Below are 26,413 nucleotides of genomic sequence, written 5' to 3' on the forward strand. Positions count from 1 at the left end.
TCGGGTTTACACCGCTCCGTAACAATTCGCCTCTGCGCGCAGGTGTGACGTTTTGCGTGCGGATTATAATTAATGTCGCCAAAAATTACTGTCGATGCTATCCTGAAATCAACGTGCGTCGTCTGGAGCTTTGCGGCGGCAAGGAAGACCATGGCGCAATCCTTAAACGGAGGTCGTTCGTGCTGGCGAGCGCCTTCGTTCTGTGTGCGGTCAATCGTCGAACTTTCCCGCGCGGTGCATGTGACTGGCAGAGTCGATGTACGACTCGTTCTCCGCTGCAGCAGCCAAGCATTGACTTTCCGGTGAACACCCGATTCTGATCGAGGAGCAAAACGAGCTAACGTCAACGTCATCACACAATTCATCAAGATGCTTGAAATAAGCGTCGAAATCCAAAGCGCGCACGGCGACACAAAGAAAGCGTCCGGCGATGCTGGCGGCCAGCAGAAACTACTGATGATCTCGGCTTAGAGGTCTTGCTTCACATGGGCCAGACGACATCAGGCGGCACGATTCAATATAAATCTAGTGAATCATCGGAGGAGACAGAATTGAACCTTTATACAAGTAACGCAGTGCCGGTCGAGCCGGCTGCGGCTACCAGTGGTGCCCGAGCTTACGCGTGGGTGGTATTTGCATTGATGTTTTGCCTTTTGCTGTCTGACTACATGTCGCGGCAGGCGCTCAATGCCTTGTTTCCGATCTTGAAAGTGCAGTGGCAGATGTCCGATACACAGCTCGGTTCGATCAGCGGCGTGGTGCCGTTGGCGGTCGGCGTGCTGACCCTGCCATTTTCCATAATGGCGGACCGCTGGGGACGTGTCAAAAGCATTGCACTGATGGCTGCGCTGTGGAGTCTTGCCACGCTCGGGTGTGCGATTGCCAGCAGCTACCACGAGATGTTCGTCGCACGCATCTTCGTTGGTGTCGGCGAGGCTGCCTACGGAAGTGTCGGACTCGCGATGCTCGTGAGCATCTTTCCAAAGCACCTGCGCTCGACTATTGCCGGGGGCTTTACGTCTGCCGCCGCGTTTGGGTCCGTGCTCGGTGTTTCGCTTTCCGGCATCATTGCGACGCGCTTTAGCTGGCGCTGGTCGATGGGTCTGATGGCGATCTTTGGTTTTGTGCTGGTGATCATTTACTTCTTCGTAGTCACGGAAAAAAGACTCGCGCGCGCGCATCCGGACAATGCGAGCGGAACGCCGGCGTACGAGCGTGTGAAACTGACACCACGAGCGCTTTTCTCTGGCCTGTTTCCGTCCAGTTCCGTTTTTTGTGCGTACCTCGGCAGCGCCCTGCAGATCTTCATTCAGGGTACTCTTTTCGTGTGGCTGCCCAGCTACCTGAATCGCTACTGGGACATGCCTGTCAGCAAGGCCGCCGTGGTGGCGGCCGGCCTTGTCCTTGTCAGCGGTATGGGCCAACTCCTGTGCGGTGTGATGACCGACCGGATCAGCGGGGACTCGTCGCTTAAGAGGTGGAACATGGCCATTGGTTATTGCCTCGTGCTAGGCATCCTGCTGGCGATCGCGTTCCGCTTGCCACCGGGCACTATGCAGCTCGCGCTCCTTGTGCCCGCAGTGTTCTTCCTTGCCAGTTCGTTCGGTACATGTAGCGCGATCATTGCCGGAGCCACGCCGTCGTCTATTCATGGTTCGGCGTTCGCCACACTGACGCTGTTCAATAATATATTGGGCCTCGCAGCGGGTCCCTTTTTCACCGGCGTGATAGCGGACGCGGTTGGTCTTCAAGGTGCCTTGCGCTGGCTTCCGCTCGCGGCAGTCCTGCCCTTGACGGTGTACCTCATTGGCCGGTGGTGTCACATCGCGGAAGCGCGGCGCGGCTGAGCGTGCTGCCGGCGTGGCGAACCTCATCGACTGGACGTTTTCTGACGTCCATGTTCCGAGAGGTCCGCCTTGATGGTCCAGCTACGCCGCTTACGCCGGGGCGAGCTTTGTGCTCTGCACAGCATCCGGCCGGTATGAAAGACTCGAGGGTTATCGCAAGATCGATGGTGGACGGGCCGCCGAAGTCGTCCTCGACGAGGTATGCCTCGGCGACGACGCATTGCTCTGTGCGCAGGACGCGGGATTCGCGACACTCGAACACAGCGTGGGCTTTGGCGTGCTGGCGCTCTGCGCGGAAGCACTTGGCGCAATGGACGTTGCGAAAGACTTCACGCTCGAATACCTTCGCACGCGCAAGCAGTTCGGTGCGGTGATCGGCAGCTTCCAGGCGTTGCAGCACCGCATGGCCGACATGCTGCTGGAGATCGAACAGGCTCGTTCGGCGGTCATCAACGCCGCCGCTGCGTTCGGCTCCGAGCGTACGGCGCGCGAGTGCGCGCTGTCGGCCGCATCGGTGCACGGGTGGCCGAGGAATGCATTCAGTCGCATGGCGGTATCGGCATGACCTGGGAGTTACCGCTCGCGCACTATGCCAAGCGTCTCGTCATGATCGACCATCAACTGGGCGACGAAGACCATCATTTGGACCGTTACGTCACCCTCGGCCGGATGGAGCCATGAGCGAGGCGATCCTTGCGCATCGCGTGGGCGCTGTACGGGTGCTTTCGCGGCCCTACGTCGCGGTACGACTGCTCATTCACGCCGGTAAAAGCGCCTTCGCTTGCTATTCACCAGAAACTTCTGCAAATACGGACTTGCCATGTCAAACCTGAATCCTTCGCTGCCGCTTGCGGGCGTGCGCGTACTCGATCTTTCCCGCGTGCTGGCGGGCCCTTGGTGTGCCATGGTGCTGGGCGACCTCGGCGCCGAAGTCATCAAGGTCGAGCACCCGAAACGCGGCGACGACACGCGCGATTGGGGCTTGCGCATAGGATCGACCGAGACGGCCTATTTCAATAGCGTCAACCGCAACAAGCGCTCTGTGAGCCTCGACCTGCAAATGGCCGAGGGCCAGCAGATCGCGCGGGATTTGGCTCAGAAGAGCGACGTCGTGATCCAGAACTTCAAGTTCGGCGGCATGGAGAAGCTGGGTCTCGGATACGAGCAACTGAAGCAGGACCACGAGGACCTGATCTACTGCTCGATTTCCGGCTACGACCGCACGGGACCGGAAGCCGCACGTCCCGGCTACGATCTGGTCGTTCAGGGCGAGGCCGGGCTGATGGCGCTCAACGGCGAGGCCAGCCAGCCCCCGTTGAAGTTCGGGATCGCAGCAGTCGACATGTTCACCGGGATGCACTCGGCACAGGCCATTCTGGCGGCGCTCTTCGAGCGTCAACGAACCGGCAAGGGGCACCACATCGAAATGGCGCTGTTCGATTGCGGACTGATGATCACCTCGTATTGCGGGATGGAAGCGCTGATCACGGGTGAGGACACGCCGCGTTACGGAAACGCGCACCCTTCAATCGTCCCTTATGGTGTGTTCGATGCCGCGGACGGGCCGCTCGTCATCACGGTCGGCAACAATAACCAGTTTGTACGCTTTTGCCGCGAGGTGATCGAACGGCCCGATCTTGCCGAGGACGATCGCTTCCAGACCAATATCGGCCGCGCCGCGAATCGGGCGGTGCTGGTGCCCGAAATCGATCGCGAGATCGGACGAAGAGAGCGCCGTATTCTGCTCGACCGTCTGACGCGGGCTGGCGTTCCATGCGGTGAAGTCCTCGGGCTTCACGAAGCGCTGACCTCGAAGCGCGCGACGGACGCCGGGCTCGTGACGACGTATCCGCATCCGGAGGTTGGCAGCACGCAAGTCCTCGCTCCGCCCTATCGCTTCGACGGCGCGCGGCTGCCGGTACGAAGCGCGCCGCCCCGGCTGGGGGAAGGCACGGACGACGTGCTCCAGACGTTGCTCGGGCTGTCCGGTGAGCAAATCTCCCGGTTGAGGGCTGATGCCGTCATTTGACGTCGTACCGGCCAGGATGGCACTGATGGGGACGCCGTTCGCATCGACGAGGATGTGATGTTTGGAACCGGGTCGCGAGCGATCTGTAGGGTTCGGGCCAGTTTTTCGCCCGCCCCAACGGCTCGCACCGACGACGAATCGACCGCCGCTCGCGAGAAATCGAGGAGGCCGGCCTCGCGTAACTTCGCAGGCAACAGCTGGTGCGGCCAGTCCCACCCGTCAGCCTTTTGCCAGTCGCGCTATTGAGATATTTCGCAGATCTGACCTCGGTCGCGGCTGGAAGCAAGCCGCCGGCCTTCATCTCGCGCACGGGCCCGTGCGAGGCCGCATAGCCATCGAGTGTGATGGTTTTCGGCAGCACCTGACGCTTGATGGCCTTCCTGAAAAATGCTTTGACTTCTGCCACGTCGCGTTTAGCTCGCAGCATGAAGTCTCCTCTCTGGCCGGCCCGATCCATCGTCCGAAGAGGTAGACCCACTTACCGGGGATCGAGGGGATGCCCTATTTTAAAAGGCATGACGCGGTGAAGCGCTATCGTTCGTTGGATCACGATAAATAAATAATGTCGACATGTTTAATTTCAGGAACTATTCTAAAGTCAGTGCCCCGGTGCAAGATCACCACGCGACGCATAAAACGAGGCGAAGCAGCGTGTCAGTGGTTGGGCGGCGTGATCGACCGCCGCCCGGAACAAGTGGTACGACGCAGTTCGTATCGGGCGTTTAAATGGTTGGAGGAGCAAATGAGTACCCGGGAAAGGTCGTTGAGCGTCCTGGTTGAAAAGTGGCTTGGTCAGGATTTGATGGGTAGCGCCCGAGTTACGCGGTTCAGCCAATCGCGGCAAAGGCCGTGGCGTTCCGTATGCGTGGAGATCACTCAACCTGCCGGCCCGATCGCGATCGTTTTCTTTCGACACGACGACGGTTCGTGGTGCGTCTTTCCACCTGATGCGAAGCGATCCACGATGAGTGTCGTGCGGAACCCGGTACCCGCGGCAAGTGACGTACTTGCGTCTGCGGCGTAATCAGCACGCCGCGTTAATAATCGCTATCTGCCCGAACGGATGAAAGCGCACGTGAATGGACGATCACGTCGTGGTTACGCATTCATGGATTTTTTGCCGGCTCCGCGCAAGGTAGTCCCGACTGGTGAGTTTCTGAATTGAATCGGCCGAGCCTCAGACTCTTGTCCCAGCTCGATATACCGCGGCTTGAGTCGCAGCATGCACCGTGCGCACTGGCCACGACCCAAAGTCATACGCATGGCGCAGAGCACTCACAGGCGCGCTCCATATTGCTTTACCTTGAACGAATATCGCTGCGAGCGATGGTTCTCGCTCAGACCCGCGGTGATGATCATGCATGCATCGCCTCTACTGGAAGGTGGCGCCGACTGACGACCGGACGGCGCACCCCTTCGATCTCAAATGCACAGCATCATCCAGCCGTCTGCTTACCCGATCGCTAGACCATGTACCCGGTCTGTCGAGTGTGGGCGGATAAGTGGAGCAAGATCGAAACGCTTGTCGAACTCGTCAACGAGATAGGCGCCGATCGGCAACGCAGAGGTCGCCGCCGGAGAAGGCGCGTTGCAGACGTGCAGGCTGCGCTGCGATGAACGGATCAGGAAGTCATGCACCATGCTGCCATCTGCCATCACGGCCTGCGCGCGTACGCCGGACGGGTAAGGCTCGAGGTCAGATAGCGCGAGTTCCGGACAATACCGGCGGCACAGTTCGAGATAGCCCTGTTTCCAAAGCGAGTTGCGCATCTCGACAAGCCCCGATGCACCATGCTTTCCGAGCATCTTCCAGAAGCCCGGGAACGCTGCCATGCCGGCGAGATCCTTCAGGCTTGCGTCGCGCCAGCGATAGCCCTCGCGCGCCAGCGCCAGCACGGCGTTTGGACCCACCGTGATATATCCTCCGATCATGCGCGTCAGGTGCACGCCGAGAAAAGGCAGGGCGGGGTTGGGTACTGGATAGACCAGGTGTTTCACTATGTCGTTCTTGTCCGCCGGCAACCGATAATATTCGCCGCGAAACGGCACGATCCGAAAATCAAGATCGACATTGCACATCTTCGCGAGGCGATCCGCCATCAGGCCTGCGCAGACGATGGCGTGCTTTGCCCGGAAGCGGCCGCCCGACGTCTCCGCGGTAATGCCGTTTTCGTCCTCGTGGAGCGCGTCCACACGCTGGTTCAGCAGAATCTGCGCGTCCCGCTCCTGCGCGAGTCGGGCCATCGTCGCGGTCATGGCCGGATAGTCCGCAATGCCGCTCGTTGCCACGCGGATCGCCGCACGACCCGCGATGCGCGGTTCGAGCTCCCTTAACGCCGCTTCATCGAGCATCTGCGGTTCGAGCCGGTTCTGCTCACAACGTGCGTAGAGCGCATTCAGCCGTTCGACTTCGACGTCTTCGGTCGCGACGATCAGCTTGCCGCATTGCTCGACCGGCACGTCATGGCGGCGGGCGAACTCATAGGTCGCGGCGGCGCCTTGCCTGCAGAACTCGGCCTTGAGGCTTCCCGGCGCGTAATACACGCCGGCGTGAATCACGCCGCTGTTGTGCCCGGACTGGTGAGCTGCGAGTGAGGCCTCCTTCTCGAGCAGCAGCACGCTCAGGCCCGGATGACGTTCGATCAGTTGCATGGCCGTCGAGACGCCGACGATGCCACCGCCCACGATAAGGACGTCCGCGTCATAACCTCGGTGATGCTGGACGGTTGTCATTTTGCGAACACTCCGCGTTGGCGCATTAGTTCACGATGAAGCGCGGGATGCTTCTGGAACGGCGCCCGGCCATGCAGCCAGAAATAGTTGTTGAGCACCACGAGGTCGCCCACGGGAAGCGGCACTTCGCGCGTCGCGGACGACGCTTCCATTGACGCCGACAAGTCGTGCAGATAAACCGCTTCGGCTGATGAACGGGGTTGCACGAATTGATCGATGAACGACATCGCCAAACCATACTCGTTCTGGAAGAACACGGGGCGCTCGACCTGCGCGTCGACGTTCTTCGAACCCGGCGCCTTGTAGAGAAATGGCCGGGTGCCGAGTGGATCGTTGAGGAACGTATCGCGCTCGCTCCAGTCGTCGATATGCATGAAACGCGACTCGCCCCCGACCGCGTTCTCTTCCGCGAATTTCATCATGAGCAGCCATTCTGTCGGCTCTTCGACAAAGGTTCCGTCCGTGTGCAGCGTGAACAGCCGGTATGCCTGACGTAGATAGGAGTCGCTGTCGTCGGTGTCCTTCACGAGAAAGCGAGCGTAGTACGTGCCGGACATAGCATCGTGATTCGCCGGTCCGAGCAAGTGTCCAACTGCCGTTCCGAATCGGACGAAATCGCGAGGATCGGTGGTTGCGTCCTGGATGCCCAAGGTGAATCCTCCGGCGGAACGGTCCCGCACGAGTTGCCGAAGTGCTGAGGCGAAACCGTTGCCGACTGCGCGCTCGAGCGCGTCCGCGAGCATAAAGCGCATGAACGGTACGTACTCGAGGTTCTGTAGGTCGATGTCTTTGACCGAAGAGAAGAATTTCTGCAACGCGTCAGGCCGCACCGTGATGTGACGCAAGCGTTCGTGATGCGGGTGACACTCGATCGAAAACTTCAGTTGTGAATCGACCGGTGCGGCCATCGGAAATGCGGTGACGGAGCTCATGAAGATGTCCTTGGGAAGAAAGTGTGGCTATTTGACTCCTTATCCAGGATTCGTTAAACACGTATAAACTGCGTTTTTATTCGTAAATCGAGATTAAAGATGATCGATTGCCGGCAACTCAATCTATTCGTCGCATTGGCCGAAGATTTGCACTTCGCTCGCACAGCCGACCGGCTCGATATCGCTCAATCGGTGCTCAGCCTGCAGATCAAGCGGCTCGAAACCGATCTCGGCGTACGACTGCTCAACCGCAACAAACGCGCGGCAATCACGCTAACCAATGCAGGCGACGTATTTCTGCTCGAAGCCAAGGCCGCACTGCGGCAACTGGAGCGAGCCGACCGCATCGGGCGTCTGGCAGCAAGAGGAGAGGCAGGTCACGTTGCGCTCGGCTATATCGGCTCGGCGGTCACGACCGGGCTGCTGCCCGATACGCTCAAGACATTCAGGATGGCGAGCCCGGACGTTCGCATGCACATCGTGGCAATGGAAACACCGACGCAACTGGAACGTTTGTCGGACGGGACCATCGATGTCGGTTTCATTCGGCCCCGCGCGCACTATCCCGACGGTGTCACAGCCAAAGTCGTTCAGAGCGAACGCTTGCTGATTGCCCTGCCGGCGGACAGCCCCCTCGTGCGCGTGAAAGCCGTGAAGGCTTCCCAGTTGCGGGGGGTGTCATTCATTGCGCCGCAGTTCAATGAGGCGGCCGGCTTTGCGGAAGATCTCGCCAGACTCGGCAGCATCGGTGGGTTCGATGCGCAACCGGAGTATCGGGTCAACGATTTCATTACGGCGGTCAGCATGGCGTCGGCGGGCTACGGCGTGGCGCTCGTGCCTCAATCCATCCGGGGGTTCGCCCAACCTGGCGTGGTGTTCAAACCTGTAAGCGATTTCAAAGATCAGGTCGAACTCGCAGTGGCGTATCGTGTTCGCGAGTATTCGCCTTGCGTGCGGGGGTTCATCGATACAGCGCTGTCATACGGTGGTCTCGCGAAGCGCCAGGGGACGCACCGCACGACGCGCTAGCGAGCCTCGCCGGTCGACTGTCGGCGCACTGCGTCGCGTGTCGCCCGGCTGTCCTTGGGGCTGCAACCGAATTGCGCGTGATACCAGCGGGAGAATGCGCTCGGCGCGGAAAAACCGAGCAGGGTCGCCACCTCGGTCAACGGACGATCGCTCTCGATGACATGACGCGTACTGAGTTCCTTGCGGATATCGTTCAGGATCGACGAGAAGCTCTGTCCCTGTTCCTCCAGCCGGCGCTGGACCGTGCGGCACACCACGCCGAGGTGCTTGGCCACCTGTTCGATGCCGCAGCGCCCACTGGGTAACAGCAGCAGGATCGTACGCCGCACGTCCTCAAGCATGGTCGCCTGCTGCGACATGACAGACGCGTCCAGCAACTGCTGCGCGTAGCGCACCATCGCCGGATCTGCTGACGGGTTGCGTGCGTCGAGATCTGCCTTCGAGCAGACGATGCAGTTGAAGTCATAGCCAAACTCGACGCAACCGCCAAAAAACCGTTGGTGTGGACCAGCGTCGCGCGGCGCCGGATGTTCGAAGCATACCCGCCGCGGCTGCCAGTCGGTCTTGAGGAGCTGGCGTATCAACCGCACCATGACACCCAGCGCCAGTTCAACCCTTTGGCGCGTGGGCTGATGCGCACTGCCAGCAATTATCGCCTCGCGAATGATGACCAGTTCGCCGCATTCCTCGACCGCCAGCGACAGCGCGCCGTTGAGCAAGGTCTGGTAGCGCATCAGCATGTCGAGCGAGTCGCGCAGCGTTGCCTGGTCGCGGATCAGCAATCCTACGGCCCCGAGGTTGGACAAGAGGCGCGACTCGGCCATGCATAGTCCGAAACTCTCGTTGCCTGACAGGGTTGCGGACGCCTGGAGCAGTTGTCCGACACGCTCTACTGGAATCATGAGGTCCGGCTCGCGCAACACGTCCGGACTTAACCCGGCGTCAAGGAGCATGCGCACCGGGTCCAGTCCGGCTGCACGAGCGACCTCGCTATAGTTGGTCAGGCTCGCAGCGCGGACAAGGGAAGACATCGGAGAACTGAATAGAAGATTGGCACGAAATGATAAGTCCCTGTCATGTATTGTCAAGCGGGGGAAACCCGTCGCACTAACACTATGTCACGCGCGTTTTCGCTGGAAGAAAGACACTGTTGCGTTCCGGGACAGCCGCTCAACCCGGCACTACGCAGTGATGGATTAACCGCCGTGCCACCGCAAGATGGAACGCATCACCCTCATGGGTGACAGGCCTTACCGAATGATCGACATGAACTCTATGACGCCAACCGTTGTCATCGTCCCCGGCCTGCGTGAGCATGTGCCGAACCACTGGCAGACCCTGCTGGCGGCGAAGCTGCCTCGTGTATGCAGCGTCGCCCCGCTTGAGCACCACAAGCTGAGCTGTGCGGCCCGCGTCGACGCGATCGACCGCGCTCTGGCCGGCATCGAGGGCCCGGTGACTATCGTGGCGCATAGCGCCGGCGCGATGATGGTCGCCCATTGGGCGGCACGGGGTGCGACACGCGAGGTGCGCGGCGCACTGCTTGCGGCACCCGCGGATCTCGAGACCCCTATGCCGGCAGGCTACCCGGAGATCGACGCACTGAAAGAGCATGGCTGGCTGCCGATCCCGCGCGGCACATTGCCGTTTCCGAGCATCGTTGCGGCAGGCAGCAACGATCCTCTGACGCGTCTCGATCGCGCCCGTGAGTTCGCGCAGGCGTGGGGCAGTCGCTTCGTCGAACTCGGCGAGGTCGGGCATCTGAATCCGGCCTCGGGCCATGGCGAGTGGCCGCGTGCCGATGAGTTCATTCGCGAACTCTCATGACCGAACGATGGCCAAGTGCCACTGGCGGGGAAAAAGGGATCAGGTCTGCGGGATTTGAAGACGACAGTGCCCGAGCCACGCATCGAAGGCGTGGGATTTTCTATGAGGAATGCGCGACAGGTTGTTTGAAACGATCGATACGGGTTGTCTCAATGATGAAGACCTTCCCTGGATGCCTTACGCGCCGGATGGCGCGATGCTGACGGTGGAGAGCTCAATGCGCAGCCTGCTGCCGGTCAACATGATGGGCATTGCAATGGGCCTGCACGTGCGCTGCGGCATCGCGGACAACATCTGGAATCAGGCGCGCACGAAGAGGATGAGCTCAGTCGAGCAGATCGAGCAACTGGTGCGCATCTCGCGCGAGTTCGGCCGCGAGATGGCCACCGCCCAGCAGGCGCGCGATCAGCAAGATTGGCATGTTCTACGACACAGTGGAAGAGACCCTGCTGGCCAACGGCTTCGCGCCCAACCGCAACGGTGGTAATCAGGGCTTTCTGCGCAAGGCCGTCTGAACGCGCGAGGCGCCAGGACCGTGGCCGGTATTTTAAAAATATTAGGAGACGAGCATGAACGTGATACCCGATCGCCCGGAGGCCCGCAACAACGACGATTACCTGACGAGCAGACGGCAAGCCTGGTTTGCATTCGCGATGACCTTCGCGCTTATGTTTTTCGATTTTCTCGACCGACAGGTGATCGTCTCACTATTTCCCCACATCAAGAGCGAATGGAACCTGAGTGACAAACAGCTGGGTTCCCTGGTTTCCATCATTGCCATCGTGGTAGGGGTCGGGGGATTGCCGGTAGCGCTGGTGGCAGACCGCATGGGCCGTGTAAAGAGCATCGTGGTGATGGCTATCACCTGGAGCCTGGCCACGATCTCGTGCATGTTCACGGCCAATTACAGTCAATTGTTTGTGGCGCGTGCGATGGTGGGGGTTGGTGAAACCGGCTATGGTTCGGTAGGAGTAGCCCTTATCTCAACACTGTTTCCCAATCGCTTGCGGAGCGCCGCGCTCGGCGCCTTCTACGCTGCGCCAGCGCTGGGTTCAGTGCTGGGTGTGGTGTTGGGGGGGATGATCGCGGCCAGGTGGGGCTGGAAGGCCGCCTTTGGTGTGGTCGGTGTACCTGGGCTCGTGCTGGCATGGCTTTATCTGCTCGTGCGCGACTACAAGACGGTGGCACTGACGCCAAGCTCGAACCAGGTGACCCAGTCTCTGGGTGGGGCGCTCAAGCACATCTTTGGCACGCTGGCGCGCACGCGCACGCTGCTGTGGGTCTGCGCTGGAGCGTCGACTCAACTGATCACCGTGTCGGCGATCTGGTCGTGGCTGCCCAGCTACCTCAACCGTTTCCAAGGCATGGCACCGGAGGCTGCAGGCAAGGCGGCGGCGGTGGTGGTATTGGTCGGTGCCTTTGGTTGCACGTTCTGGGGCATCGTGGCGGGATGCCTGGCACGTCGCAAGCCGCGCAACAAGCTGCCCGTGCTATCCGTGCTGTGCCTGGTCACATCGGTGATCTTCGTGGTGGCGTTTGGCGGCACATATACGGGTGATGCACAGTTCAAGCTGATCGTTCTTGGCGGTTTTTTCATGAACTGCACCGTCGGTGTGGTCGCCGGCGTTGCCATGGACGTCGTTCACCCAGGTGTGCGCTCTACCGGCGCGGCCGTACTTTCCCTGTTTCAAAACGTGTTTGGCCTAGCCGTGGGTCCGTTCCTGGCGGGTGTCCTGTCCGACCAATGGGGTTTGCAGCAGGCACTCACAGTCATTCCTCTCTTCAGTATATTGGCCGCGGTGTTTTTTGTCATCGCAATGCGCAGTTATGACGCGGATGCGGCCCAGATCTCCAATGTGAAGCTGGATGTGGCGCCAGTCCTCGCCGGCACCCTGAGCACCGGCACTGCAGTCTGAGCAAGGAGTAGCTGGTCACGGAGACGCTTCAAACAAACATGCTCATTTGCTCGCCGAAAGCGTCAGTCCCTCAACAGTGCGACGAGATCAGCATCGCCACTGTCTCACGGTGTCCCATACCTTTGGCCGTGACCGTTCCTCTTTCACAGATGGCTGGCAGCTAAGCAGAGGACCGCAATTGTGCTGTCGCGGGCGGTCAAGTCGTGGCGCGGTGTGACAAGCACCTTTGGACACGGCGCCAGAAAATTCTCTTCACGCCACGAGTTTCGCGCTGGCTGCTTCGCATTGTGGCGATGGGATATCTCATCGGCTATGGGCATTTGCTGTGACCACATCGGTGATCCGCAGATGCTGCAGCGGGAAACCAGCGGCGTTGCGATCTGGGACAAACGTAGCACGCAGCGACGGTGATGGACTCCTGGTCCGCCCCGCGCAAGTTGGAGTGAGCCGGAATTGTCGGCGATAAGCGTACTGAGCGCCGGGCTCGCCAGCCCCATCCTCCTATTTCCTTCCTTACTCCCAACCTGCCTTTGGAGACATGACATGAACTTTCTCGACGGTTCCCTTTACCCTGAAAACCAGCAACCTCTCATCATTACGGCCGCACCCTATGCCCCGGGTTGGCTGCCCTCCGACTTTCCCGAGGACATTCCTGTCACGATGGCGCAGCAGATCCAGAAGGCGGTGGACTGCTACAACGCCGGCGCTACCGTGCTGCACCTACATGTGCGCGAACTCGACGGCAAAGGCAGCAAGCGCCTGTCGAAGTTCAACGAGCTGATTGCCGGCGTGCGCAATGCGGTGCCCGAGATGGTCATCCAGGTGGGCGGCTCGATCAGCTTCGCGCCCGAGACCGAAGGGGCCGCGGCCAAGTGGCTGAGCGACGACACGCGCCATATGCTGGCCGAGCTCGATCCCAAGCCCGAGCAGGTCACGGTGACGATCAATACCTCGCAGATGAACGTCACCGAACATGCAGAGCTGGCGGATTTCAAGGGCACATCCAGGGAAATTCCTGCGATCTACAACGCCTACAAGGAGATGACAGTGCCAGCGCAGCCCGGCTGGGCCGAGGAGCACATCCGCCGCCTGAGCGAAGCCGGCATCCAGAGCGCCTTCCAGTGCTACAACATCAACAGCTTCGAGTCGGTTGAGCGGTTGATCCGGCGCGGTATCTACAAGGGCCCTCTGGTCATGAATTGGGTGGCGATCAGCGGCGGCATGGACGCACCGAATATCTACAACCTGGCCAACTTCGTGCGCGCCACGCCGGACGGCGCGGTGCTGACGGTGGAGAGCTCAGTGCGCAACGTGCTGGCGGTCAACATGATCGGCATTGCAATGGGCCTGCACGTGCGCTGTGGCACCGAGGACTGCCTCTGGAACCAGACACGCACGAAGAAGATGAGCTCAGTCGAGCAGATCGAGCAACTGGTGCGTATCTCGCGTGAGTTCGGCCGCGAGGTGGCCACTGCCCGGCAGGCGCGCGCGATCAGCAAAATAGGCGTGTTCTACGACACGGCGGAAGAGACCCTGTTGGCCAACGGCTTCGCGCCCAACCGCAACGGTGGAAATCAGGGCTTCCTGCGCAAGGCCGTCTGAATGATCGAACGCAAGGTGGTCTGACGCTTGTGCGCGCCCCGGGTCATGTGCCGGACCGACGGCGTGTTGAGAATTGTCAGATGTCCGTAGTCGGCCTAAAGCACACCCTGCTGCGTAAGCAGGCGCAGTTCCTGATTCTCGCTCTGTCGTACACCGCAAGCATTGAGGCCAGGTACTCCCTCGTTGAGTGTCAGAGACTGTCCAGAACGACCCAGGTAATATATCGACTAGTCCACGGGGCAACTATTGTCATTCAATTGCAAGGAGAGTAATCGTGAGCAAGCGTGATGTCGTGGTATTGGGCGCGGCCCGGTCGGCGATCGGAACTTTCGGCGGATCGCTCGCCGACATTGAACCGGCGGAGCTGGCCGGCACCGTGATGAGGGAGGCGATCACGCGCGCCGGCGTTGACCCGACGGCGATCAATTACGTGACCGTTGGAAACACGATTCCCACCGAGAGCCGCTTCGCTTACGTGGCGCGCGTGGCGGCCATCCAGGCCGGGCTACCTATGGATTCGGTGGCGATGTCGGTGAATCGCCTATGTTCGTCTGGCCTGCAGGCCATCGTGACGACAGCGCAGAACATCCTGCTCGGCGATTGCGACTACGGCGTCGGCGGAGGGGTTGAGGTGATGAGCCGCGGCGGCTATCTGTCCACCGCAATGCGCAGTGGCGCGCGCATGGGCGACACCAAAATGATCGACACCATGGTCGCCACGCTGACTGACCCGTTCGGTGTGGGCCACATGGGTATCACGGCTGAGAACTTGGTGACAAAATGGGGCATTACGCGCGAGCAGCAGGATGCGCTGGCGGTGGAGTCGCACCGCCGAGCGGCGCAGGCGATTGCCGAAGGGCGCTTCAAATCGCAGATCGTCCCCATCGTCAAGCAGACGAGGAAGGGCGAGGTGATCTTTGACACTGACGAGCACGTGAAGTCCACCACGACCATGGAGACGCTGGCCAAGATGAAGCCGGCGTTCAAGAAGGACGGCTCGGTGACCGCGGGCAACGCCTCGGGCATCAATGATGGCGCGGCCTTTTTCGTGCTCGCCGACGCGGCAGTGGCGGCCGCGGCGGGCCACAAGCCGATTGCGCGACTGGTGTCCTACGCGGTGGCCGGGGTGCCCAACGACATCATGGGCGAAGGCCCGATCCCCGCCACGAAGCTGGCGCTCAAGAAAGGTGGCGTTACGCTCGACCAGATCGACGTGATCGAGAGCAACGAAGCGTTCGCAGCGCAGGCCATCGCGGTGGCGCGCGCACTTGAGTTCGACATGGAAAAGACCAACCCGAACGGCGGCGCGATTGCGCTGGGTCATCCAATCGGCTGCTCGGGCGCGTTTCTCGCTACCAAAGCGATCTACGAACTGCAACGCATCGGTGGCCGCTACGCGCTTGTGACGATGTGCGTTGGCGGTGGCCAAGGTATTGCCGCAGTGTTCGAGCGCCTGTGAGGTCGAAGACCAGATAAGGTCAATCACGTGTGGCGGCGGCGACGCAAAGTGGCACATGACTGGACCATTGTCCGGTATGAGCAACCTCAACTCGCCGCCTGACAGCGTTTCAAATGACTCCGTGCAAGGCGTGCCCACTGGCGCGCCGGTCGTCCTGGTGGTTTGCGGTTGCGAGCTTGGGTTGATTCGATGACGTACTTACTAGCGAAACCATCGAAGGCTCAATGCGCAGTGCCATCATTTCAAATGGCTGTTGCGCCAGTCGCGCGGGGTCACGCCGAAGCGTGAATTGAACCAGTTGGTGAAAGAGCCCTGCTGTGAATAGCCCAGCAGTGCCGAAACCCGCCCGATTGGATAGCGCGGGTTGCTCATGTAGCGCACGGCAAGTTCGCATCTGACCTCCTCCACCAGACGCGAGAAGCTGGTATGCGCCAGTTCGAGCTGGCGCTGCATGGTTCGAACGCTCTGACGCAAATGGCGGGCAACCCGTTCCACGGTGGCCTGCTCGAGGGGTAGTAGCAGGTAGATCGCCTTGCGCACTTCCAGCGCGATCGAGTCGGCACCCGTCACGTTGAGCGAGTCGGCGAGGCTCTCGGCATAGCGCACGAGTTCCGGGTCAGCGGCGGGGTTCGGGTAGTCCAGATCGGCAGCTGCACACACGAAGCCATTGAAATCGCTCCCGAACTCCAGCGGACAGCCGAAGAACCGTCGATGAAACGTCAGATCTTTGGGTCCTTGATGAACGAAATGGACCGAGCGCGGTTTCCAGTGATTGCCTAGCAGGGCGCTGGAGTGGCGCCCGAGCACGCCGACCGTGAGCTCGATCGCCTGATTCGTCGGGGTACCTGGTTCGACGATCAGTTCTTCCCGGATGGTGACCGTTTCACCCGCGTCCTCGACATGCACAGCCAGGGCTTCGTTCAGTAAATGCCGGTATTCGGCTGCGGCCAGCAATGCCTCGCGCAGCGTGCGCTTATGCGCGAGCAGAACATTGATCACACCGGTACCGAACTTCTGCCGGGTTTCGGCCATCTGCAGCGCGAAAGTCGGGCATGACGCCTTTTCGGCCGTCAGTTCCAGCAGCCGGCACGCGGCGGCGGCCGGAATGCGATCGTCCGGATTCGCAAGCGCTGCGGTATCGATCCCGACCTGCTGTGCAAGCTCGACCGGGTTCAATCCAACCCGCCGTGTCACATCGAAATAGCCGCTCATGGCTACCGAGCGCAGCATCGTTTCCATCGTTATGCCTCCGCGCGCATCTTAAGGGCAGCGCCTTGCCGTCCGGTCATGAAAATGCCTCCCGCGCGCACATACCGGTGTTAACGCGTAGTGGCATGAAATCCTAAAAGGATGGCGCCCAATCACAAAAGTGTAACGCAGGATTGCCGTATCGTGCGATCTCAACGGTTCATCATATTTCGACCAGTTTTCATGCGGCCAGCCGTGCCGGGAGCGTCGGAATACCGTCACCTAATTGGAGAATACGATGCAATTCCTCGACGATTCGCTGCACCCCGAGAACCAGGACAAGGTTGTCATCACGACCGCTCCGTACGGCCCGGAATGGATGCCCGACGACTTTCCGGAAGATATTCCGGTGACGATGGAGGAGCAGATCCAGAAGGCCGTCGATTGCTACAACGCCGGCGCGACTGTCCTGCACCTGCACGTACGTGAACTGGATGGCAAGGGCTCCAAGCGCCTGTCGAAATTCAACGAACTCATCGCGGGTGTGCGCGCGGCCGTGCCGGACATGATCATCCAGGTAGGCGGCTCGATCTCATTTGCACCGGAAGACGACGGTCAGGCCGCCAAGTGGCTGTCCGACGACACGCGCCACATGCTCGCTAATCTCGACCCGAAGCCCGATCAGGTGACGGTCGCGATCAACACCACGCAGATGAACATCATGGAGTTGCTCTATCCCGAGTACCTGGAAGGCACCTCGTTGTCTAACCCTGCGTTGATGACCGCCTATAGCGAAATGACGGTGCCCGCCGGCCCGGCATGGGTCGAGGAACACCTGCGGCGCCTGCAGGCTTCGGGGATCCAGCCGCACTTCCAGCTCACGGGCATCCATGCGCTCGAGACACTCGATCGCCTCGTGCGCAAGGGTGCCTACAAGGGTCCGCTCAACCTGACGTGGATCGGTATTGGCGGGGGCTTCGACGGGCCGAACCCGTTCAACTTCTCCAACTTCGTTCATCGCGCGCCGGACGGCTGCACGCTCACGGCGGAGTCGCTGCTGAAGAACGTATTGCCGTTCAACATGATGGCGATGGCCATGGGCCTGCATCCTCGCTGCGGAATCGAAGACACGATCATCGACCAGCACGGCAACAGGATGACTTCAGTGCAGCAGATCGAACAGTGCGTGCGCGTGGCGCGCGAACTGGGCCGCGAGATTGCTTCCGGCAAGGAAGCGCACGACATCTACCGCATTGGCGTGCAGTACGAAACGGCCGACGAGACGCTCGCGGCCAACGGCATGGCGCCTAATCGCAAGGCCGGTGTGAAGAACCTCCCGCTGCGCGCGGCGTAAAGAATTGAGCACCGCTGACGCTTCGCGGATGCCGGGTTTCATAGGTAAGGCTCCCCGGCATGCCGCGGAGGGCTGCGCGGTATCCATAAAGGCCCACTTTGTCCTGCAAGACAAGGCGGACGCCAACAAGCTGGAGACGAAGGAGACGACTCATGTTCACGCATGCTGAGCCCACGACGGCCGATGTTTCGACGACGCAGAAAGACGTGCGCGCTTATGCGTGGGTGGTATTTGCCCTGACGGTGGGATTGCTGCTCTCCGACTACATGTCGCGGCAGGTATTGAACGCGGTGTTTCCGATGCTCAAGGCCACGTGGAACCTCTCCGACACCCGGCTGGGTTCGCTGAGCAGTGTGGTCGCGCTGATGGTCGGCATGCTCACCTTTCCGCTGTCGGTGCTCGCCGACCGCTGGGGCCGCGTGAAGAGCATTGTCCTGATGGCGGCGATGTGGAGTCTCGCAACGCTCGGCTGTGCGCTCTCGACGAACTACAACGAGATGCTGCTTGCGCGCGCCTTCGTCGGTGTCGGTGAAGCTGCCTATGGCAGTGTCGGCATCGCGGTCGTCCTAAGCATCTTTCCGGCACGGCTGCGCTCCACGCTCACCGCCGCGTTCATGGCCGGAGGGGCGTTCGGTTCAGTGCTCGGCATGGCGCTCGGGGGCACGGTCGCGGCTCACCTTGGCTGGCGCGCGGCGTTCGGCGCAATGGCAGCCCTGGGGATCGTGCTGCTGGTTTTCTACCGGTTTGCCGTCACCGAAAAACAACTGGCGCGCCTGCAGCCCGCAAGCATGAGCAGGCAAGCGCAGGGCCAAGGCGTATGCATGAGCTTCCCCTCGCTGATGAAAGGGCTCTTTTCGACAAAGTCGGTCGTGTGTGCTTACGTCGGCAGCGGTATCCATCTGCTGGTCCCAGCAGCCGTATGGGCGTGGATGCCCAGCTTCTTGAACCGCTACTACGGCATGCCCACCGGCAAGGCGGCCATGAGCGCGGCCGTGTTTGTGCTGGTCACCGCTTTCGGCATGGTGGTGTGCGGAAATCTGACCGACCGGCTTAGCAAACATCGGCGGGAAAGAAAGTGGAGCACTGCCGTCGCCTTCTGCGTGATCTGCTTCGTGCTGCTCACGATCGGTTTCCGGATGCCGGCGGGTTTGGCCCAGCTCGTCGTGATCGGCGCTGGCATGTTCTTCTGCGCAGGCGCGACCGGACCCTCGGGTGCGATGGTGGCGAACCTCACCCCACCGTCGATCCATGCGTCGGCGTTTGCCACCCTGACGTTGGCGAATAACCTGCTCGGGTTGGCGCCCGCCGCCGTCCTGACGGGCATCGTGGCCGACCGGATCGGGCTGCTCGGCGCGTTGCAATTCGTGCCGTTTGCACCCTTGGTCGCTGCAGTCGCCTTCTTCATCGGCAAGCGGAACTATGGCGTCGACCTCGATCGCGTGAGTGCCCTGCGTGAACAGGCCGGATGCTGACCCACCGGCAAGCTTCAGGCCTGGCAAGTGAACCTGAGAGCGGGACGGACAGCACCGTTACCGACCAAATATAAATTTGCAGTTCGAGTAAATAACAGGAGATTCGACATGGCGAAAGCAGTGCGCTTCCATGAAACCGGCGGTCCCGAAGTCTTGCGATATGAAAACGTTGAAGTGGGCGACCCCGGCCCCGGACAGGTCCGCTTGCGCCATGAGGCGGTGGGCCTGAATTTCGCCGACACCTACTTCCGCACCGGCCTGTACCCCGTTCCGCTGCCTGCAGGCATGGGTGTCGAGGCTGCGGGTGTGGTCGAGGCAATCGGCTCCGGCGTGACCAACGTCACGCTCGGCGATCGCGTGACCTACACCGGCTTTCTCAACACGCTCGGCGCCTACAGCACTGAACGCCTGGTCCCGGCAGCGCCGCTCATCAAGCTGCCGGATGCGATCTCCTCCGAAACGGCTGCCGGCATGACGATGCGAGGCCTGACCTCGTCGTACCTGATGCGCCGCATTCACGATTTCAAGACGGGTGACACCATCCTGCTGCATGCCGCCGCCGGCGGTGTCGGACTGATTGTGTCGCAATGGGCGAAGCTGCTGGGCCTCACCGTGATCGGCACGGTTTCGAACGAGGCCAAGGGCGACGTGGCCCGTGCGCATGGCTGCGATCACATCGTCTACTACAGCCGGGAAGACGTCGCGAAGCGTGTGCGCGAACTGACCAGCGGCGTCGGGGTGGACGTCGTGTTCGATAGCGTCGGCAAGGATACCTTTGAGGCGTCACTCGATTCGCTCCGGCGCCGTGGTTTGATGGTCTGCGTCGGCACGGCGTCCGGGCCGATTCCGCCGTTCAATCCACAGATTCTGGCGATGAAGGGTTCGCTCTACCTGACTCGCCCCGCGCTGGCGGACTATATCGCCGACCCCGCCGAGAAGGACGAACTCGCCGGTGAACTCTTCGGGCATGTCGCCGCGGGCCGCATCAAGATCGAACTCAACCAGCGTTACGCGCTGGAGGACGCGGCGCAGGCCCACCGCGACCTTGAATCGCGCAAGACGACCGGCTCGTCGGTCTTCGTCATCTGAGGAAAATGCCATGCGAGTCGAACAATTGACCTGCGCCATTGGAGCCGAACTGGTTGGCGTGAATCTTGCCGATGCCATCGACGATGACGGCCTGTTTGCCCAGATGCGTGCGGCGCTGCTCAAGCACCGGGTCCTGTTCCTGCGCGACCAGGACATCTCGCGCGCTGAGCATGTTGCGTTTGCACGCCGTTTTGGCGAACTGGAGGATCATCCTGTTGCCGGCAGCGACCCGGAACATCCGGGCCTCGTGCGCATCTACAAGAACCCGGATCAACCCAACGACCGGTATGAAAACGCGTGGCACGCGGATGCCACCTGGCGCGAGGCGCCGCAGTTCGGCGCTGTCCTACGCTGCGTGGAGTGCCCGCCAGTCGGCGGTGACACGATGTGGGCAAACATGGTCCTCGCCCACGAGAACCTGCCATACCATATCAAGAGCCAGATCGCAGACCTGCGCGCCCGCCACAGCATCGAGGCGAGCTTCGGTGCCGCGATGCCGATTGAAAAACGTCTCGCTCTCAAGGCGCAATTCCCGGACGCGGAGCATCCCGTCGTGCGCACGCACCCGGAGACCGGCGAGAAGGTGTTGTTCGTGAACGCCTTCACCACCCATTTCACCAACTACCACACGCCGGCGCGCGTGCGCTTCGGGCAGGACGCCAATCCAGGCGCGGGTGAGCTGCTGCGCTATCTCATCAGTCAAGCCTACATCCCCGAGTACCAGGTCCGCTGGCGCTGGAAATCCAACAGCATTGCGATCTGGGACAACCGCAGCACGCAGCACTATGCAGTGATGGACTACCCGCCGTGTCACCGCAAGATGGAGCGCGCCGGAATTATCGGTGATAAGCCGATATGACACCCACCGTCCTCATGGTGCCGGGCTTGCGCGACTACGTTGCGGAGCATTGGCAAACGCTGCTGGTGCAAAAGTTGCCCAAGGTGGTCTCAGTGCCGCCGCTTGAGCACGGCAAACTCAGTTGCGCGGCACGCGTCGCGGCGCTCGATGCTGCCCTCGCGAAAGTCGATGGCCCGGTGATCCTGGTCGCGCACAGCGCGGGCGTGATGATCACGGTGCACTGGGCCCAGCAGCACAGCCGCAAGATTCACGGCGCACTGCTCGCCGCTCCGGCCGACCTCGAGACGCCGTTGCCCGCAGGCTATCCGGCCCTCGATGCACTCGCCCGGAACGGTTGGCAGCCGATTCCACGAAAGCCGCTGCCGTTCCCGAGCATTGTCGGTGCTAGCCGCAACGATCCGCTCGCGCAGTTCGAGCGTGCGGCCGCGATGGCGAAAGACTGGGGCAGTCGGCTCGTCGACTTGGGCGATGTCGGTCACCTGAATCCCGCAGCGGGGTTTGGTGAATGGCCGATGGCGGAGGCACTGATTCATGACCTCGTCTGATCAGATACCGGCTGGCGCGGTCGATGACCTCCCGCCAGGCCGGCGCAAGCTGGCCTTCATCAATGGCCGCGGCATTGTCCTGTTCAACATCGACGGCACGATCCACGCAATCGATAACGCGTGTCCTCACAATGGGGCCTCGCTAGCAAGCGGTCAGTTGGAGGGAGGCGTGCTGAGCTGCCCCGCGCACGGTCTGCGCTTTGACGTGCGCACCGGCTGCATGCCGGGCGCAGGCGGGTTGAGCCTGACAACTTTCCCCGTCCGCGCCATCGACGGAAAGCTGATCGTGAGTATTGAGGATCCGAAAACCAGTCCCGCGCAGGTACCGGCATGCAGTGCGGAACCGTGATCCGGGCAGCGCTGGAACATGTATTCAATCAGGGGACAAGGATGCAAGGTTTGATGATGCGGCAACCGCTACTGGTTGCGTCACTGCTCATGCACGCTGAACGCCACCATGGCGAACAGGAAATCGTGTCACGACGGGTCGAAGGCGACATTCACCGGTATCGGTACCGGGATTTTGCACAACGCGCGCGCCGCATGGCAAATGCCCTCGCAAGCCTCGGCATCCAGCCGGGCGAGCGGGTCGGGACGCTGGCGTGGAACGGCTACCGGCACATGGAGTTGTACTTCGCCGTGTCTGGGTCCGGGTCCGTGTTGCATACGCTCAACCCCCGCCTGCACGTCGATCAGCTTGCGTACATCATCGAGCATGCGCAAGATCGTGTCGTGTTCTTCGACTTGACGTTTCTCTCGCTGATCGAGAGCGTTGCGGCGCGGGTCAGGAGTCCGAAGGTTTTCGTAGCAATGACCGATAGTGCGCACATGCCGCAAGATCATGACCTATCCACGATGCTGCTGTGCTACGAAGATCTCGCCGAGGGTCACAGCGACGCTTTCGACTGGCCGCTGCTGGACGAAAACAGCGCTTCATCGTTGTGCTACACGTCCGGGACCACCGGCAATCCGAAGGGAGTGTTATACAGCCACCGCTCGACCCTGCTGCACACCTACGCGGCAGCGCTACCGGATTCACTGAACTGTTCAGCGCGAGATGTGATTCTTCCGGTCGTGCCGATGTTCCATGTGCATGCGTGGGGACTGCCGTATATCGCCTGCATGGTGGGTGCGAAGCTGGTGTTTCCGGGGCCGGCGCTGGATGGCAAGTCGCTCCATGACCTGATCGAGGACGAACAGGTCACTTTATCAGCCGGTGTCCCGACAGTCTGGCAAGGCCTGCTTGCGCATGTCGAGACAATCATGGGTTCGTTTTCATCGATGAAACGCACCATTATTGGCGGCGCTCCCTGCTCGACCACTATGACAACGGCGTTCCAGGAGCGCTATCACATTGACGTCCTGCATGCGTGGGGCATGACGGAATTGAGCCCGCTCGGCACCATCTGCAGTTTCAAGGCGCATCAGGTGTCGCGACCCATGGAAGAGCGCTACGCGCTTCAGGCGAAGCAGGGGCGCCCGGTATTCGGCATTGATATGAAAATCGTCGACCCGGAGGGCAACGATTTGCCGTGGGACGGCACGGCGACGGGTGATCTCCTCGTACGCGGTCATTGGGTCACGCAGGCGTACTTCGGGCATGACGGCAGATCGCCGCTGCACGACGGCTGGTTTCCGACCGGCGACGTGGCAAGGATCGATCCGGACGGCTTCATGCAGATTACGGATCGCAGCAAGGACGTCATCAAGTCCGGCGGGGAATGGATCAGTTCGACCGACATCGAAAACGTCGCGTATCTGCACCCCGACGTCACGACGGCGGTTTGCATCGCCGCGCGGCATCCGAAGTGGGACGAGCGACCGCTGCTGCTAATCGTGAAGAAGCCTGGCAGTGGACTCGCCGCAGATGAACTGCTCACGTTCTTTGACGGCCGGGTTGCGAAGTGGTGGAAGCCGGAGGCCGTGGTGTTCGTCGACTCGGTTCCGCTCGGTGCAACTGGCAAGGTGCTCAAGAACCAGTTACGGGATCAGTTCGGCGATTACTACCTGTCGGCCTGAGACGCCGGCAAGGTAACAACACAGGTTCATTCGAGCAACAAAATCATAAGCCACCGGGTCCACCCGGGGCGCCCCGAACCCGGAGGAGACGCAATGAGATTTAAATCATATAGATTGGCAGTGCTGATAGTATTTTCCGCATCGGCGCATGCCCAGTCGTCGGTTACGCTATATGGCGTACTCGACAGTGGATTCCTGTATCAGAGCACCTCGGCCGCGACGTTCTCTCCGAGAGCGCCTAACCTGGGGCATGTCTATGAACTCAAGGACGGCGGCATCTATTCCAGCTACTGGGGCCTGAAGGGAAGCGAAGACATAGGCGGTGGCTACAAGATTACGTTCAAGCTGCAAGGCACGTTCAACACCACGAACGGCAAGTTCGGGTTGTCCGATACGCCGGGCACGACCGCGCTCTTCAACCAGTATGCGACGGTTGGCGCAACCGGGCCGTTTGGCACGTTCGACGCCGGCCGGCAGATCATCCCGATGATCTACGCAATGGCGGAAACCGATGTACGCGGGGCGCAGTATTTCGGCAGCATCCTGACTTCGTGGCTGGGCGTCAATCAGGCGGCCGGCTGGCCCGGTACCAGCACGAACGCTCCAATCGGCGCCCTCTATGACAGCAACGCGCTGGTCTACAATTCGCCGAAATTCTATGGCACCTCCCTTGCGCTCGAGTACGCGCCGGGCGGGGTCGCGGGACAGTTTCAGGGCGGCACGCGCGAGTCAGCCGTGCTCAAGTATTCGAATTACGGTCTGAACCTGTCCGCGGTGTACTACAACGGGCATGACACCAACCCGTATCCGCTGACTTATCCAGCGGCTCCGGCGGTGCCAGAGACAGGCTCGAGCAATAACCGCTTCTACTATTTCGGTGCGATGTATACGATCAGCGGCCTTTCAGTATCCGCCTCGTACGCTATCGGCAAGAACCCGGCGAAGAGCAATAGCGTCGACTTCGAAATGGCCTCGGGCGGCCTTGGCTATCAGTTCAATCCGGCCTTCAAGATCACGTCCGGCTACTACTACCTGAAGGACCGGAACAACTCGGCGAATCACTCGAGCGAGTTCGCAGTAGGTGCGGAGTACAACCTGTCCGCGAGGACCAAGGCGTACGCGCAGGTTGGATATGTCAACAACAAGGGGACGATGAACCAGACGATCATCTATGGAGCCCCGGTTGCGCCCGGTGTCTCCACCACTGCGGCCATGGTCGGCATTCGCCATAGCTTCTGATTGCGTCACCTTCATGAACCGGAGTAATCCATGAAAACAAATAAGGCACTCGAGCTGGCGGTCGCCGCATGGTTCTTTGCAGCGTCCGCAACCGCGTGGTCCCAGCCCGTTGGAGCAGCTAGTGCATCGGCCGGTGCGCAAGGCGCGTCCGAGATGGCGGCATCGGGCGCCGTGGCTCCTGCTGGCAGGAAGGCGGACCGTGCCCTGCGCCGCAGTGTTTATGCCGCTATCGGGAAGGACAAGGAAATCAGCGCCGGAGACATCAGTGTCATCGCGAAAGACGGCGCGGTGACACTGAATGGCACGGTCACGGAAGCGGCCCAGATCGGCAAGGCTAAAGCATTGGCCAGGGGCGTTTCCGGAGTGACGTCGGTGACCAACAAGCTGACGGTGAAGAAACCGTTTGGCGGCATGTAAACCGCCGTAGTCAAGCACGGAGTACGGCGAGGTCGAAGACAACTCGTCACGCCGACTTCTACCAATCAGGGACGACGCCCGATTGGGCGGCCCCGCACGGCCACCGCCTCCTTGCGAGTGAGAGAGGACGCTATACGAATGACAGCAGCATGTCGCCTTGAGGCATTCCGAGCACACAACAGCGGCCGCGGCTTACCTACCAGTCACAGCTCTGCTTATGCCACCTTCGATCCGTAGTCTTGCTACCAATTGAGTCTCAGCCCGGCCTCGGTTGCCCGATGCCGATCGTCGTCGTCCGCATGCAGGTACTGACTCGTGGTCGAGATCGATTCATGGCCAAGATTGTCCCGCACGTATCGCAGATCAACTTGCCCGTCCATCATGTGCGAGCCTGCCGTGTGCCGTAGCCAATGCGCGGACGCCTGGCGCAAGCGTTCGGTAGCGCGCTCGTGCGCGTCGCCGGTTGATTGCAGATAGTCGATCGCGTTGTCGAACACCTGTTTAATGATCAGGTGCACACCACCACGGGTCAGCGTCCGGTGAGATCCGCCGATCGGCAACAGCAGCGGTGTCGTTTCACCGCCGAAGGGAAGGGCCGCGAGATCGTAGTATCGACGATAGCGGGTCAGCTCCGCCATCAGCTCAGTCGTCGCCGGCAGCAAACGTTCCTTGTTGCCCTTGCCTGTGATCGCCAGCCACCATCGGTCCTGGCCGTCGCGATCGCGCCGTCTAAAAATTTCCCATCGGATTGCTCACGACTTCCGAGATGCGCAGCCCCATCAGGTACAGGAGCGAGATCAGCCAGCGCACGCGCGCGAGACCGCGCCAAAGCAGGGGCTTGAATCGGCCCCGAAAAA

Annotated in this window: 20 protein-coding genes and 5 pseudogenes; 18 read left to right on the forward strand and 7 right to left on the reverse strand. The window is 61.0% G+C overall.

Annotation, left to right across the window (positions count from 1 at the left end):
• Window positions 1-551: 551 nt before the first annotated feature.
• The 3 genes and pseudogenes from SBC1_RS26520 to SBC1_RS26530 all read left to right on the forward strand — a co-directional run bounded on the left by SBC1_RS26520 (window position 552) and on the right by SBC1_RS26530 (window position 3,876).
• Window positions 552-1,847 carry an MFS transporter gene (locus SBC1_RS26520; protein WP_207958444.1) on the forward strand — a complete coding sequence of 432 codons (1,296 nt, stop codon included), beginning with the start codon at window positions 552-554 and terminating at the stop codon, window positions 1,845-1,847.
• Window positions 1,848-1,992: 145 nt separating this feature from the next.
• Window positions 1,993-2,528 (forward strand): annotated as a pseudogene (locus tag SBC1_RS26525) (acyl-CoA dehydrogenase family protein); the annotation flags it as partial.
• Window positions 2,529-2,667: 139 nt separating this feature from the next.
• On the forward strand, window positions 2,668-3,876 hold the full coding sequence (locus SBC1_RS26530; protein WP_165100571.1) for a CaiB/BaiF CoA-transferase family protein: 1,209 nt from the start codon (window positions 2,668-2,670) through the stop codon (window positions 3,874-3,876).
• Here SBC1_RS26530 and SBC1_RS26535 read toward each other — a convergent pair.
• The 4 genes and pseudogenes from SBC1_RS26535 to glaH all read right to left on the reverse strand — a co-directional run.
• A pseudogene (locus SBC1_RS26535) lies at window positions 3,868-4,112 on the reverse strand (transposase); the annotation flags it as partial. The gene SBC1_RS26530 and the pseudogene SBC1_RS26535 sit on opposite strands and share 9 nt — an antisense overlap.
• A 62-nt stretch (window positions 4,113-4,174) precedes the next feature.
• A pseudogene (locus SBC1_RS40685) lies at window positions 4,175-4,333 on the reverse strand (DDE-type integrase/transposase/recombinase); the annotation flags it as partial.
• Window positions 4,334-5,328: 995 nt separating this feature from the next.
• Window positions 5,329-6,609, reverse strand: coding sequence for an L-2-hydroxyglutarate oxidase (lhgO, locus tag SBC1_RS26545; RefSeq protein WP_165100568.1), 1,281 nt, complete (start codon window positions 6,607-6,609; stop codon window positions 5,329-5,331).
• Complete coding sequence (glaH, locus tag SBC1_RS26550; protein ID WP_370469645.1) at window positions 6,606-7,541, reverse strand: glutarate dioxygenase GlaH; 936 nt, start codon at window positions 7,539-7,541, stop codon at window positions 6,606-6,608. The genes lhgO and glaH overlap by 4 nt, the downstream gene beginning before the upstream one ends.
• 99 nt (window positions 7,542-7,640) lie before the next feature.
• On the opposite strand from glaH, the gene SBC1_RS26555 reads away from it, so the two are divergent.
• Window positions 7,641-8,570: a LysR substrate-binding domain-containing protein gene (locus SBC1_RS26555; protein ID WP_165100565.1), complete on the forward strand. Its 930-nt coding sequence runs from the start codon at window positions 7,641-7,643 to the stop codon at window positions 8,568-8,570.
• Here the strand turns inward: SBC1_RS26555 and SBC1_RS26560 are convergent.
• A complete protein-coding gene (locus SBC1_RS26560; protein ID WP_165100560.1) occupies window positions 8,567-9,601 on the reverse strand; it encodes an AraC family transcriptional regulator in 1,035 nt (344 codons plus the stop codon). The genes SBC1_RS26555 and SBC1_RS26560 overlap by 4 nt on opposite strands.
• Before the next feature lie 235 nt (window positions 9,602-9,836).
• Here SBC1_RS26560 and SBC1_RS26565 point away from each other — a divergent pair, with 235 nt between their 5' ends.
• The 5 genes and pseudogenes from SBC1_RS26565 to SBC1_RS26585 all read left to right on the forward strand — a co-directional run bounded on the left by SBC1_RS26565 (window position 9,837) and on the right by SBC1_RS26585 (window position 15,374).
• Window positions 9,837-10,397 carry an alpha/beta hydrolase gene (locus tag SBC1_RS26565; RefSeq protein ID WP_165100557.1) on the forward strand — a complete coding sequence of 187 codons (561 nt, stop codon included), beginning with the start codon at window positions 9,837-9,839 and terminating at the stop codon, window positions 10,395-10,397.
• A 184-nt stretch (window positions 10,398-10,581) separates the two neighbouring features.
• Window positions 10,582-10,912: pseudogene (locus SBC1_RS26570) on the forward strand (3-keto-5-aminohexanoate cleavage protein); the annotation flags it as partial.
• A 54-nt stretch (window positions 10,913-10,966) separates the two neighbouring features.
• The gene (locus tag SBC1_RS26575) at window positions 10,967-12,313 is read left to right on the forward strand and encodes an MFS transporter (protein WP_165100554.1); all 1,347 of its coding nucleotides are present in this window, start codon (window positions 10,967-10,969) and stop codon (window positions 12,311-12,313) included.
• 543 nt (window positions 12,314-12,856) lie between these two features.
• On the forward strand, window positions 12,857-13,915 hold the full coding sequence (locus tag SBC1_RS26580; protein ID WP_165100551.1) for a 3-keto-5-aminohexanoate cleavage protein: 1,059 nt from the start codon (window positions 12,857-12,859) through the stop codon (window positions 13,913-13,915).
• Between the two features lie 274 nt (window positions 13,916-14,189).
• On the forward strand, window positions 14,190-15,374 hold the full coding sequence (locus SBC1_RS26585; RefSeq protein ID WP_165100548.1) for an acetyl-CoA C-acyltransferase family protein: 1,185 nt from the start codon (window positions 14,190-14,192) through the stop codon (window positions 15,372-15,374).
• A gap of 237 nt (window positions 15,375-15,611) precedes the next feature.
• Here SBC1_RS26585 and SBC1_RS26590 read toward each other — a convergent pair whose 3' ends face one another.
• Entirely contained in the window at window positions 15,612-16,613 is a 1,002-nt protein-coding gene (locus SBC1_RS26590) for an AraC family transcriptional regulator (protein ID WP_165100545.1), read from the reverse strand.
• 247 nt (window positions 16,614-16,860) lie between these two features.
• Here SBC1_RS26590 and SBC1_RS26595 point away from each other — a divergent pair, with 247 nt between their 5' ends.
• The 9 genes from SBC1_RS26595 to SBC1_RS26635 all read left to right on the forward strand — a co-directional run bounded on the left by SBC1_RS26595 (window position 16,861) and on the right by SBC1_RS26635 (window position 25,556).
• Window positions 16,861-17,916 carry a 3-keto-5-aminohexanoate cleavage protein gene (locus SBC1_RS26595; RefSeq protein WP_165100542.1) on the forward strand — a complete coding sequence of 352 codons (1,056 nt, stop codon included), beginning with the start codon at window positions 16,861-16,863 and terminating at the stop codon, window positions 17,914-17,916.
• Between the two features lie 152 nt (window positions 17,917-18,068).
• On the forward strand, window positions 18,069-19,388 hold the full coding sequence (locus SBC1_RS26600) for an MFS transporter (RefSeq protein WP_165100539.1): 1,320 nt from the start codon (window positions 18,069-18,071) through the stop codon (window positions 19,386-19,388).
• A 108-nt stretch (window positions 19,389-19,496) separates the two neighbouring features.
• Window positions 19,497-20,477, forward strand: a complete 981-nt coding sequence (locus SBC1_RS26605) for a quinone oxidoreductase (protein WP_165100536.1) — start codon at window positions 19,497-19,499, stop codon at window positions 20,475-20,477.
• 10 nt (window positions 20,478-20,487) lie between these two features.
• On the forward strand, window positions 20,488-21,336 hold the full coding sequence (locus SBC1_RS26610) for a TauD/TfdA family dioxygenase (protein ID WP_165100533.1): 849 nt from the start codon (window positions 20,488-20,490) through the stop codon (window positions 21,334-21,336).
• A complete protein-coding gene (locus SBC1_RS26615) occupies window positions 21,333-21,881 on the forward strand; it encodes an alpha/beta hydrolase (RefSeq protein ID WP_165100530.1) in 549 nt (182 codons plus the stop codon). Before SBC1_RS26610 ends, SBC1_RS26615 begins: the two co-directional genes overlap by 4 nt.
• Window positions 21,868-22,230, forward strand: a complete 363-nt coding sequence (locus SBC1_RS26620) for a Rieske 2Fe-2S domain-containing protein (protein WP_165100525.1) — start codon at window positions 21,868-21,870, stop codon at window positions 22,228-22,230. The genes SBC1_RS26615 and SBC1_RS26620 overlap by 14 nt, the downstream gene beginning before the upstream one ends.
• Window positions 22,231-22,271: 41 nt before the next feature.
• The gene (locus tag SBC1_RS26625; RefSeq protein WP_165101611.1) at window positions 22,272-23,900 is read left to right on the forward strand and encodes a 3-(methylthio)propionyl-CoA ligase; all 1,629 of its coding nucleotides are present in this window, start codon (window positions 22,272-22,274) and stop codon (window positions 23,898-23,900) included.
• A gap of 93 nt (window positions 23,901-23,993) precedes the next feature.
• On the forward strand, window positions 23,994-25,139 hold the full coding sequence (locus SBC1_RS26630; RefSeq protein WP_165100498.1) for a porin: 1,146 nt from the start codon (window positions 23,994-23,996) through the stop codon (window positions 25,137-25,139).
• Window positions 25,140-25,169: 30 nt separating this feature from the next.
• Window positions 25,170-25,556 carry a BON domain-containing protein gene (locus SBC1_RS26635; protein WP_165100489.1) on the forward strand — a complete coding sequence of 129 codons (387 nt, stop codon included), beginning with the start codon at window positions 25,170-25,172 and terminating at the stop codon, window positions 25,554-25,556.
• A 242-nt stretch (window positions 25,557-25,798) separates the two neighbouring features.
• Here SBC1_RS26635 and SBC1_RS26640 read toward each other — a convergent pair.
• Window positions 25,799-26,369, reverse strand: a pseudogene (locus SBC1_RS26640) (tyrosine-type recombinase/integrase); the annotation flags it as partial.
• Window positions 26,370-26,413 lie beyond the last annotated feature (44 nt).

This window comes from Caballeronia sp. SBC1, from assembly GCF_011493005.1.
Taxonomy (GTDB): domain Bacteria; phylum Pseudomonadota; class Gammaproteobacteria; order Burkholderiales; family Burkholderiaceae; genus Caballeronia.